At 64.6% G+C, this 11,822-nt stretch carries 5 protein-coding genes and 5 pseudogenes; 2 read left to right on the top strand and 8 right to left on the bottom strand.

The genetic code is table 11. The features are described from left to right. Positions 1-200 precede the first annotated feature (200 nt). The 6 genes and pseudogenes from ACWF94_RS19505 to ACWF94_RS19530 all read right to left on the bottom strand — a co-directional run. Positions 201-323 (bottom strand): annotated as a pseudogene (locus tag ACWF94_RS19505) (IS5/IS1182 family transposase); the annotation flags it as partial. A gap of 112 nt (positions 324-435) precedes the next feature. Continuing rightward, positions 436-1,956 (bottom strand): annotated as a pseudogene (locus ACWF94_RS19510) (reverse transcriptase domain-containing protein); the annotation flags it as partial. 102 nt (positions 1,957-2,058) lie between these two features. Next, positions 2,059-3,843, bottom strand: coding sequence for a reverse transcriptase domain-containing protein (locus ACWF94_RS19515; RefSeq protein WP_453489525.1), 1,785 nt, complete (start codon positions 3,841-3,843; stop codon positions 2,059-2,061). 520 nt (positions 3,844-4,363) lie between these two features. Next, positions 4,364-4,633, bottom strand: a pseudogene (locus tag ACWF94_RS19520) (maturase); the annotation flags it as partial. A gap of 534 nt (positions 4,634-5,167) precedes the next feature. Then, a pseudogene (locus ACWF94_RS19525) lies at positions 5,168-5,860 on the bottom strand (IS5 family transposase); the annotation flags it as partial. 285 nt (positions 5,861-6,145) lie between these two features. Then, positions 6,146-6,328: a hypothetical protein gene (locus ACWF94_RS19530; RefSeq protein WP_453489528.1), complete on the bottom strand. Its 183-nt coding sequence runs from the start codon at positions 6,326-6,328 to the stop codon at positions 6,146-6,148. 222 nt (positions 6,329-6,550) lie between these two features. Here ACWF94_RS19530 and ACWF94_RS19535 point away from each other — a divergent pair, with 222 nt between their 5' ends. Next, on the top strand, positions 6,551-9,514 hold the full coding sequence (locus tag ACWF94_RS19535; protein WP_453489531.1) for a hypothetical protein: 2,964 nt from the start codon (positions 6,551-6,553) through the stop codon (positions 9,512-9,514). Between the two features lie 274 nt (positions 9,515-9,788). On the opposite strand, the gene ACWF94_RS19540 is transcribed toward ACWF94_RS19535, so the two are convergent. Together ACWF94_RS19540 and ACWF94_RS19545 are read right to left on the bottom strand one after the other, a co-directional pair. Next, positions 9,789-10,664, bottom strand: coding sequence for an MmyB family transcriptional regulator (locus ACWF94_RS19540; RefSeq protein WP_453489534.1), 876 nt, complete (start codon positions 10,662-10,664; stop codon positions 9,789-9,791). 27 nt (positions 10,665-10,691) lie between these two features. Further along, on the bottom strand, positions 10,692-11,114 hold the full coding sequence (locus ACWF94_RS19545) for a BlaI/MecI/CopY family transcriptional regulator (protein WP_453489537.1): 423 nt from the start codon (positions 11,112-11,114) through the stop codon (positions 10,692-10,694). Between the two features lie 421 nt (positions 11,115-11,535). On the opposite strand from ACWF94_RS19545, the pseudogene ACWF94_RS19550 reads away from it, so the two are divergent. After that, a pseudogene (locus tag ACWF94_RS19550) lies at positions 11,536-11,822 on the top strand (cytochrome P450); the annotation flags it as partial.

Here is an 11,822-nt window from a genome sequence, read left to right on the forward strand (position 1 = left end):
GGGGCGCTTTTTGGGGGCCCCCCCCCCCGCGCCGGGGGGGGGGCGGCTTTGTTGGCCTTTAAAACAATTTTGGGGGGGTGGGTGGTTTTTTTTTTGGGGGGTTTTTTTTTTTTGTTTGGGGGGGGGGGTGCCCGCGGCCAGGCCGCCCCCGCCGCCCGGCCCGACGATGTCCGCTACGACGTCGGTCCTTGGACCGTGTCCTAGGTGGTGAGGCGGAGGAGTCGTTTGTAGCGGCAGAGGGCTGCGGCGAGGCCGGGGAAGGCCGGGTAGTTGCGGGGGTGGCGTTCGTAGCGGTGGTTGAGCCTGTGGTAGCCGGTCAGCCAGGTCGTTGGGTCGACCGCGCGGTGAGGTGCCCACCGTGAGGCGAGTCCTGTTCCGCGCGGCCTCCCGCCGAACCGGACATGACGGTTTCCCAGTCATCCGGCTCTCCAGTGACTACGGCGTGAATGATCTGGCTTGCTGTTCTGAGTGGATGCGGTCGTGGCAGACGTCGCAGGCCACGACCGTTTTGCGGCGTCGTTGGAGCATGACGCGTGCCCAGTCGGAAGGCTGCCATCCGGCATGTGCGAGGTCGGCGAGAGCGCGGACGTGGTGCACTTGCACGTTGCCCTTGCTTCCGCAGATTTCGCAGGTGTCCGCCAGGAGTCTCGCAATGAGTTCCTTCTGCGGATAGTCCACCCGGACCGGCTCGCGGTCGGCGAGTTCCGCCGCTCGCTGCCGTTGGAGGGGAATCCCGCCGAACCGTGCCACCAGGGGTTTCCTGTTCTTCCGCTCGATACGGGCCTCGAAGCAGACTCGGGGCCCGTTTGGTGTATCGATTCTGACCTTGTGCTTGGCGGCCATCTTCGATACTGACGAGCGGTGCTTGGCTGCAAGGGTTTTGAGCATGGATGTTTCCATGACCCATTGCAGCCGGTGCAGCCGGAAGACGTCTCCGGCGAGCAGGTAGTACTGGATGATGCCCCGGTAGACGGTCCCAAAGGTCGCCACGATCGCATGATCGCTACTGTTGATCAGGGCCGTCTTCTTCGCGGGGTTTCCGCGGTCGTGATAGGGGGCGCACTTGGCTTTGATCACATCCCGTGGGACACGAAGAGCGATCTGACCGTTGACCCGACGGTAACGGCCGGTCTTCTTCGTGTCGTTGTGCTGGGTCGTGATCTCGTAGCCGAGAAACCTCGCCGCCTGGGTGCGGGCATGAGTGATCAGCGTCTTTTCCTGGGACAGCTCCAGCATGAGTTCGTCACGCAGGAACTGGGCCAGGCGTTGCTTGATCTGCTCGGCCTCGGCTTTCGGTCCGGTGAAACCAAGGAGATGATCGTCCGCGTAGCGCATGTAGCGCAGCCTGCGGTATGCCGGATCGTTCGGATCCGCACTCGGCAGACTGACCATCCGCTGACGCAGTGCACGGGCCTGGACCCGGTCGCCGCGCCGACGGGCTTTCGCCAGCAGATTCTGCAACTCCAGATAGGCCGGGTTCCGGGCCCGGCGCTTCCCTCGGGTGTACTCCGGAATCAGAACTGTCTCGACGAACTCGTCCAGCTTGTGCAGGTAGATGTTGGACAGAACCGGGGAGGCCACTCCGCCCTGCGGCGCTCCGGAAAGCGTGGCACCCCACTTCCAGTCCTCCAGATATCCGGCCTTGAGCATGTTGCGCACCAGCCGCAGAAACCGCTGGTCATGGATCTTCTCACCGAGGATCGACAGCAGGACCTGGTGGTCCAGGCTGCCGAAGCAGTCGGCGATGTCCCCTTCGATGAGCCAGGACGTCCCGGTCCAGGTGTGGTCCACCTCCCGCAAAGCGGTGTGGCAGCCCCGGCGGGGACGGAACCCATGGGAGCGGTCGGAGAACGTCGGCTCGTAATACGCCTCCAATATCAGGCGGATCACTTCACCGACGAGCTTGTCCGACCAGGTCGGCAGCCCCAGCGGACGCGTCTTCCCGTTCTTCTTCGGGTTGGGTGGGCCGCTGGCGAGGTACCCATGGGCGGGTCCTTTTCCAACGGCCTCCCACCGAACCGGACGTGACCGATTTCCGGTCATCCAGCTCTCCAGTGATTATCCTTTTGAGACTACGACAGGTCGTCCCGCGTGAATGTCGTCATGGCAGCTGCGGCATGTGATGAGCGTCTTGCGTTTCCGCTTCGCCATGATTTGAATCCAAGCGGGTTTTTCCCTGCGGCCCGGCTGTTTGAGGTCAGCGAGCTTGCGGATGTGGTGAACCTCCAGACTCTCGGTTTTCCCGCAGACCTCACATTGACCGGCAAGGAGTCGACTGATCAGTTCGTTCCCACTTGTGGTGAACAGGATCGGTGAACGGTCGACGACCACCGCCTTCTTCTGCCGCCGCAGCGGAATACCGCCGAATCGCGCGACCAGTGGTTTCTTGCCCTCTCCGCGGTTCACCACAGCCTGAAAGCAAACCCGAGGCCCAACCGGTGTGTCGATGGTGGTCTTATACTTTCTGGCCATCTTCACGACGCTGGATCGGTGCTTTCCGGCTAAGGTTTTGAGCATTGAGGACTCCATGACCCAATGCAGCCTGTTCAAGTGGCAGACATTTGTGGCACGGATGAAATACTGGACAACGCCTCGATACTCGGCCTGATACTGCGAGATGATCGTGTAGTCCTGATCACTCAGCATCTGTGGTCGAAGCCACGGTTTCCCGTGACGCATATATGGGGCGCATCTACGCGTGATCGCTTCGTCGGGAACCCGTAGCCCGATCTCGCCATTAATTGACCGCTTACCATTGGTGAGCTTGTCATTGGCGTGCTGGGTCACGATGTCGTATCCGAGGAAGCGGGCCTTCTCTGTTCTGGCGTGGGTGATCAGCGTCTTCTCTTGTGACAGCTCCAGCTTGAGTTCCTCTTGCAGGAACTGTCCGAGCATTTGCTTGATCTCCCGCGCTTCGGCCTTCGGCCCGCTGAATCCGAGGAGGATGTCGTCGCAGTACCGAACATAGCGCAGGCGGCGGTAGCAGGGATCTTCTAGATCCTTACTGGGGAGGGTGCGGCGCTGCAAACGTAATGCTTGCACCTCCGCTCGGTTCCCGTGCCGGCGCGCACTCCTGATTTGCGATGAGATCTTTTCATACGCAGGGTTGGGTGCCCGGCGCTTCCCTCGATTGAACAACGGCAGTAGCTGTTGCTCGACGTACTTGTCCAGCCTGTCGAGGTAGATGTTGCTGAGGACCGGAGAGGCGATTCCTCCTTGCGGGGCGCCAGACAGCGTTGCACCCCATCGCCAGTCCTCCACGTACCCCGCCCTGAGCATTCCGCTCACCAGGCGCAAGAACCGGCCATCGTGGATCTTCTCGCCAAGCGTTTCCATCAGGACCTCATGATCCAGTGATTCGAAACACTTGGAAATATCACCCTCGATAAACCAGTTCGTGCCGTTCCAGACATCGACTATCTCCTGCAATGCAGTGTGACATCCTCGTCCGGTACGGAAACCGTGACTGTGGTCAGAGAACTGGACATCGTAGTACGCGTTGAGGAGCATTCGTACCACCTCGGCCAGTAACTTATCTGACCATCCAGGAAGCCCCAACGGACGCGTCCCAATCTTCTTCGGGATGCGGATCCTCCTGACCGGACTCCACCGCCACCGTTCACGGCGAACCATGTCGATGATGAGATCGATCTTTTCCAGGGACATTCCATCCACGGTCTCTCCGGTGACCCCCGGTGTCATCGCACCCGCATTGGAGTACAACTTTCGGTAGGCCACGAGATACAACTGGCGGTTGAAAAGTTGCCGATACAGCCGTTCCAGCGGCAGGCCACGCCTGCCACGCTCACGGAGGACATCCAACACCACTTCGGCGCTCTGCATTACGCATGCCTCCTGGGGTTCTGATATCCAAATCACCTGAGCCACTTTGCCCTGTGTCCGGCTTTCCCGGACTCCCTGGTAGGTCGTTACTCCTACGACTACTATTGGCTCTCCGTTACCTTATGGCTCTCGCCCCTTAGGCAATCCCGTGGTACGTCCTTGCTGTACGTTCTAGCGCGACTTAGGAAGTCCACTCATCTTCTTCAATGCTCTCACTGAGCATCGCCCGTCCCATGGAGGTGTATCGGCCTACATCCCAGACCAATACATGGAGCGGCATCGGTTACAGGTAATTTCCGATGGGTGCGCGTATTCACCTTCCGAAGATTGAACTTCAAGCAATCCAGCCTTTTCCTTATCGCGCGGGCCCCGCAGCGCCCCGTTCGATTACCTTCGACCCGGCCGCTACTTTCCTGACATGCTATTGTCCCCTTCGCCTTTCGGTTCCAGGTAAGCCATCGGACCCAGGAACGTCCTCCAAGTTCCTCCCGATTGAATCGGGGATACAGCAAGGCGCCACACGGCGCACGATATGGACACGCCGGACCGGACGGAAGCGGTAGCGCTCGTGGCGCATCGCTTCGATGATCCGGCCGATCTTCCGCTGTGACATGCCGTCCACGGTTTCCGATGTGACCCCGGGCGTCATCGCGCCATGGTTGGCATAGATCCGCCCGTAGGCCAGTAAATACAACTGCGGATTGAACAGCTGTCGATACAGTTCGTCACACGGCAGGCCGCGCCTACCGCGTTCACGCAGGACACCCAGCACCGTTTTGGCGCTCTGCATTACGCATACCTCCCGACTCTGTGGTGTCCGAATCACCTGGCCCCCTTCGCCCGATGCAGACGGCTTTCCCGTCCTCCCTGGCCGGTCGTTACTCCGGCGACTACTACGGGGCCTCCGTCGCCATAGGACTCGCATCCCGTAGGCGATCCCACGTTCGTCCCTGTCTGTACGTTCTAGCGCGACTTAGGCGTCCCACTCATCTCCTTGAATGTCCTCGCTGGACATCGCTCCGAGCTCCGGAAGTGCCCCGGCCAACCATAGAGTCCCGGGCAGAGCACGGCGCCGGTTTCAGTCGTCTTTCCGGCGGATGGGAACTTGCATCTTCTGGAGATTGGGCTTCAAACAATCCAGTCTTCGCCATATCGCGCGGGCCGCCCAGCACACCGTCTCTGACAACTGAGCCCGGTCACTGGTTTTCTGACATGCTGTTGTCCCCTTCACCTTTCGGATCCAGGTAAGTCATCCGGCCCAGAAACCTCCTTCCGAGTTCCTCCCGGCTGAGCCGGGGATACAAACAGAGCGCCTCGTGGCGCACATGGTCCGCTCGATCACCCAGCGGCGGCGTCCCAGCCGTTCGGAGGACTCGATGCCTTTGCGGGCGATGCGGACGCCGATGCGCTTCCCGCGGAGCCATTTTCGCAGTTCAGGTATGTCGGATGCCTTGTCGGCGTGGAGCTTGCGGGGCTTGGAGCGGCGGCCGCGGTGGGGGTCGTGTCTCGTTTGGTTACCGAGGACCACGGGCTTCAATGCCCGGCTGTCGTGGGGTGTTGGCGGCCGAGATGCCGACGAGGAGTGGCAGTCCGGCCGCGTCCGACAGGACGTGCATCTTGGAGCCCGGTTTACCCCGGTCCACGGGGCTCGGACCGGTGAGATCGCCCCCTTTTCAGCGCGTACATGGGCGGAGTCGAGGACCGCGCGGGAGAGGTCGAGGAGGCCGGCGTCGTCCAGGCGGTGCAGGATCTTCTCGTGCAGCCGGCCCCACACTCCGGCCCTCGACCAGATCAGGAACCGGCGGTGGACCGTCGACTTCGACACCCCGAAACACGGCGGCAGAGCCCGCCAGGCACAGTCGCTCACCAAGCACGTAGACAATCGCGGCGAACAGCGTCTCATTAGGCGTGTCCTGCGTCCCGCCACCCTGCGGACGCACCGTCCGCGGCGGGATCAACGGTCCGCGATATCCCACGATCCGTCCGGCACAATCCAACTCCATGTACCCCGCCCCATGACCAGCCCAACGACTGCCACACCACATAGGACACAGGCAAAGTCCTCGTCACGCACGCTCTCCAGTGGCCTGGCTGCTACGGCACGCCCTGGAGGCACCAACGGTGCGCTGGCTCGGGCTGAGCTGTGGGAACACTACACTGACGGCGATCGTCTACGCGGACGGCACGACGCTGGGTGTAGTGACGTACAACGAAATGTGTCACCTCCCGGCGGACCTGCGGTGGACGGGCTTCGGACCCAGCGTCCGACCGTAGGTCCGCACCACTCGAAGGCCACCGTGGGTCAACGGAACGCGGACACACCGGCGAAGAAGGTGATCAGGACTGTGCCTGCGGCGCCGGCCCCGACCAACGCCGCGTTGTACAGCCCGCCACCGGCTCGCTGGGCGACCCACCCCGCCCCGAAAGCGATGTTGAGCGCCACCGACAGCGCGGTCAGCAGCGACAGCAACTCCAACTGGTTCACAGCGTTCCTCCGGCTCTTGCTCCAACTCCCGTCCGTCGGGAGGGCACGCGACTGTGGCGCGCAGCTCGACGATCGGCGTTCGGGCCGGTGTCCAGCCACCTTCCGTCTCGGCTTGGACATGCCCACCCCGTCGCCGCTCGTCAGAGCCGTACGCTTCGATGCGTCCACCCCCGCGGTGCACGGGCTGGACAGAGCAGTTGGACAGGGCATAGGGGGTACGGCGTGCTAGAGGTCGACGGTGAGGACGGCTTCCTCGCCCGCATGAAGGCGTTGGGCGCCCTCCGGCGGCAACAGCTCTCGGGCCAGCCATCCGATCGGCACCTCGCCCGGCGGGCGCAGGTGTCACAGACGACCGTGGGCGTTTGGCTGCGCGGCGAACGCTTCCCCCAGGACGTGGACACCTTCCTGGTCGTGGTCCGCGAATTGCTCAACACCGTGAGGGCGTTCGGAGTCACGACGCCTGACGTTGAGGCGCGGCTGAACGAGCAGGGCTGGCGGGACGCGCACGCTTCGGAGGCCGCGCGGCGGGCGGGCGTCGTCAGTGACGGTGTCGTACGGGCCCAGGGGCGGGCGGCCCTACGGGCGGGCCTCGTCGGCGCGGGTACTACTGGCCCCGCGGTCCCGCCCCTACCCGCGCCCGTACCCGGCGCACGTCGCGTCGAGGACTGGCTCCCACGGCTGCTCGGCGTCAAGCCGTCCGTCACGGCACCGGGCCAAGACGACCTCCCCGGATACGTCGTCCGCGACCACGACCGAGAACTGCGCCTCACGCTGCGCACCATGGCGACTTCGGGCGGTGGCGTACTGCTCCTCGTCGGCAACCTGTCGACCGGCAAGACCCGCTCGGCGTACGAAGCCGTGCGCGCCGAGTTGCCCGGCCGGTGGCTGGTACGTCCGAAGGACGCCGCCGAAGTGGCCGCCCTGGCGGAACGGGGCGCGACGCTCATGGCCCCATACCCGCTGATCCTCTGGCTCGACGGCATGGACCGCTTCCTCAACACCCCCGCCCCGCTGTCGTCGGCGGCCCTCGTCCAGTTGTGCGACCCGCGGTGCCCGACCCTGGTGATCGGCACGCTGCGGCCCGAGCAGTCCGACCACCACACATCCGCCGCTGCCGCCGTCCGTGAGGTCCTGGACCTGGCGAGGACCGTCGTGGTGCCCGACGAGTTCAGCGCGTCCGAACGAGAACGCGCCCGAGAAGTAGCCTTGCGGGACCCGCGCCTCGCCGCCGCGTACCGAATCTCGAACTTCGGCATCGTCCAAACCCTCGCGGGCGCGCCAACTCTAGAGCGACACTGGCGCACGGGCGACGCGTACGGCCGAGCCGTGCTCACTGCCGCCGTCGACGCCCGTCGGCTGGGCGGCCCGGAGGTCACGACCCCTGCGTTCCTGCGCGCAGCCGCTCCCGGATACCTGACCTCCGCGCAATGGGCGCGGGCGGACGACGGCTGGTGGAAGCGGGCCATCGGCTACGCCACCCAGCCCGTAGACAGCACAGCCGGCACGACGAGCGCGCTCTCGCCGTGTGCTGGCGACGAGCCGGGCAGCATAGTCGGCTACGCCGTCGCCGACTACCTCCTCCACATCGGACAGTCCCAGCGGCTCTTCGAAGCCGTGCCCGAACGCACCTGGCGCACGTTCCTGACGACCACGGCCGACCCGCACGTCCTGGTACGGATCGGGTGGAGCGCCCAGTGGCGGCTGCTGTACGAACTTGCTGAGGAGTTCTATCTGGCCGCCGGCCCCGAGGGCGTACTGCCGCGTGCCCGGCTGCTGATGACCTGCGGGCGGGCGGCCGAGGCGTGGCGGCTGGTCACGTCCCGGGCGGAGCGGGGGCACGACGAGGCCGTGCAGCTCCTGGTTACCTGGGCACGGGGCATCTCCGACGACGATCAGCGGATGGCCCAGCTCGCGCGGTACGCGCCCGCCCACGACGAGGCGGCCCGTGCCCTCGCCCGTGAACTGGCCGTGGTCGGCCGGCTCGACGACGCCGTGGAGCAGTGGACGGGCCTGGCGGAGAAGGGGGATGGGGAGTCCGCCATACGCGCTGCGGAGTTGCTGGCCCGGGAGGGTCGTGGCGCCGACGCCATCGCACTCCTGCGCCGCTACGCCCCGACCAGTCCTCCGGCCCGGCGCAGGCTCTTCGACCTGCTTCTGAAGACGGGGGCGCCCGAGGACACCGCGGAGGCGGAGGAGCTGCTCCGCGGCGGCCTGGCCCGTACGTCCAAGGACGGACTGACGGAATCAGACCTCGCCGAATTCCTCCACACCTTTGGCCGGTTGGAAGAGTTGGAGTCCCTGGCGATAGCTGGCTCCCGTGTGGCGCGGAGCCGAATGATCGATAGGTGGATCACTGAGGGCGAGCGCGATCCGTCCGTCGTGGACCGCGCGGTCATGATCTGCGCAGGGTGGGACGAGGAATCAGGCGACGGGCCTTGGTCCTCGATCAGTCTACTGCGGGGGGCGGATCGGTTGGCAGAGGCCGTGGACGCCGTGGACGCCTGGGAGCGCGACCACGAAGGCAACGACGACCTCAACGCCGTCGTCACCGACATGCTGATGGACCTCGGACGGTGGGACGACATCGCTACCCGCGCCGACCGCGGTGACACCCGGGCCCAGGAAGTCGTCGTACGTTCGCTGATTGAGCAAGGCCGGATCGACGAGGTGAAGCGGCGGGCCGAACAAGGGGAGTTCCCTGCCTGTCACCGGGCCAGCAACTGGCTGGAGGAGCGTGGCGACATCGCGGGCGCCGCCGCGGTGTGGTGCGGCACAGTGGCGCTCCGCGAAGAGCGCACCCACTATGCCATGGTCGAACTCCTACACAAACACGATCGCGTCGACGACCTCCTGGAGCTGCTGACCTCCCCGGGCCGCCGACTCGGCAAGCGCGAGGCCCGCATCCTCGCCGACCTCCTCGTCCGCAAGGGCCGCATCGCCGAACTCACGGACCGGGCCGCGGCCGGCGACCAGCACGCGGACGTGGCGCTGGTCCACCACCTGGTCTCTGCACGCCTGTTCGCCGAGGTGTGCAGCCGCGCGGTGGCGGGCAGTGGCGCGGCCACCCGCGTACTGCTGGATCTGAGCACCGACGAATCGGAGTTGCAGGGCCTCGCGACGTATGGCCTGCGGCTCGACGGGTCGATCGCCGTACCGCGCGGCGGAGTCGGCGAAGTCTCGCGGTGACTCCCCGAATCCTCAACCCCTTAACCGCCGTACACGACGTGCAGGAAGCGGAAGCGGTCGGGGCCCGCGGGGTCCCGGTCTGTCTGCGGTTGTCGGGGAGTGCCTTTCGACGTAGGGGCAGGGCGTGGCGGTGGAAGAACAGGGGCACGGGATCGCCGGTTTGGCCAACACGGACAGGCCGGGGGATCAGCCGGGATCCCGCTCCCGACCACCCGTGCATGAGCTGGCGGTCCCGGTAGGAATCCAGGAGCGGCACCGTTGCGCCATCGGACACCTACCGTGTGCGCTTCCTTCGCGGAGGAGGGCAGCCGTCACAGAATTGCCGGCCAGCGCTGGAGGGGGTCCCGGGTTCCAGAGTCGACGGGAAAATGAAAGTTGCTCTTTGTAAAGTCATAGGCTGATATCCCTGATGTGCCTCAGTGATCACGTGTACGTGAGTGAGCTGCTGGGTCCGGGGATCGCGGACCGGGCGCGGCCGGCTGTCAATGTGCATGTCTCCGTGACGTCGGAGCCAGGTCGGCGCTTGACGATAGGCACGGCGAAGTGTCGGATGGGTTTTGATTTCTCGCTCGATCGTCAAAAGTCGACGGTCTTCCGGTCGAGTCTGCAAGGTGGCTGAGAAATTAACCAGGGCCGGCATCAGCCAGAATTTTTGGAATGCCTCGTAGTCCCCACCGCCAAGGATGTGAAAAGCATCTGGATGGAAAAGGACGTATCTGGTGGTGTTCATCCTCGGCATGGCGGTGGGGTGATGGCGGACTCCACCGAAAACCGGCGCGAATGCCGGGTTCGTGATAACGATATCCCATGCATAGTCGTACACAACTGATGGATATGGTAAGTAGTTGATCATCCGCTGGTACACGGCCATCTCGGGTGTGTCTTTCAGTCGCTCTGCCGACATGCCCGGTGGTACGAGTCCCGTGAGCATATACAGAGTGCTGCGCTGCTCCTCGTCGACGTTGAGAGCGGTAGCGATCCTGTCCACTTGGTCTGCGGACAGGCTGGTGGGTCTAGCGATCCAGTTGCGGTACGTCCGGTCGCTCACCTTGAGGGTCCCCGCCATCTGCTTCTGCGTCAGATGGCGGTCCTTGCGTTCCCCTTCGATGATCTCCCTTAGGAGCTCATCTTCCCGCGAAAGGTCATACATGAGTGCACCGTAAGGGCTGTCCCGAGTTCATGCCGTTCGCCGCGCGTACGAGGAAGGCGTATGTCGGCGCGGTCCGTTCACGATCTGGATGACGTCGTCGAACGCGGCGCGCTGCTCCGGCACCATCATGTCGGCGAGGGCAAGCAGAGACGCTCTGACGTCGTCGCTCTTCGCCAGGGCCTCACTCATGAGGGTCGCGACATAGTCGGCCCGGGTGCACACCGCGGTGTAGTAGAAGGCCCTCCCTTGCTTCCAGCGCCGGACCCACCGTTTGTCGTGCAGGTGGTCCAGGACCGTCAGCACGGTGGTGTAGGCGAGGGGCCGCTCCGGTCGCAGTGCCTCCTGCACATCCCGGACCGCGGCTGGCCGGGTCCGCTGCCACAGCCGTGTCATCACGGCATTCTCAAGGTCCCCCAGCTCACGGGTCTGGCTGTGTCCCCGCCTCTTCATCAACTCTCCCCGTTGTCCACTGTGATGCTCCCCGCTCCGCCGGGTCGCCTTCGAAGTCGCCGGCCCGCGAGCCGCTCCGCCCCTCTGCCCCCTTCGCCATGAGTCACCCCGCTCCACGTCTGCGTCCGACCGTCTCTTTGGTAGGTCCAGAGTCGCAAAGAACAAAGGCTCGCGGCAAAAAGCGGAAACACAATTTCCTCTTCCTGGACGCTCTATCAGGGCCGGAACGATGATGACCGTGAGCCCCTACCCCCCCGGGCCCCTCCAGCGTGGGGAACCCCCACGGCGACGCATCGACAGCTTGCTCACGGATACCGGCCGCATCGACAGCGCCGCCCGGCTGAGCCCGACGTACAGGAAACCTCGTCACGAGCCACCCCCCTGCACAGCAGCGCTTGCCTGAGATCTAGGAGACCTGGACATGGCATACACAGCGAACCGTTCAGTTCTGCGTGCAACCGGAGGGGTGCCGCTGCTCGGGCATGCCCTGCCCCTGTGGCGCGACCCTCTCGGCTTTCTGCTGTCGCTCCGTGAGTACGGGGACCTGGTCCGCATTGATGTCGGCACGCTCCCCGTCTACGTCACCACCACAGCGGAGCTGGTCCACGAGGTGACGGTGCACAAGGCCCGGCACTTCGAGAAGGGCCGCTTCTACGACCAACTGCGGCCACTCGCCGGCAACGGCGTGGCGATCGCCAGCGGAGACGT

This window comes from Streptomyces sp. NPDC055078 (genome assembly GCF_053607985.1).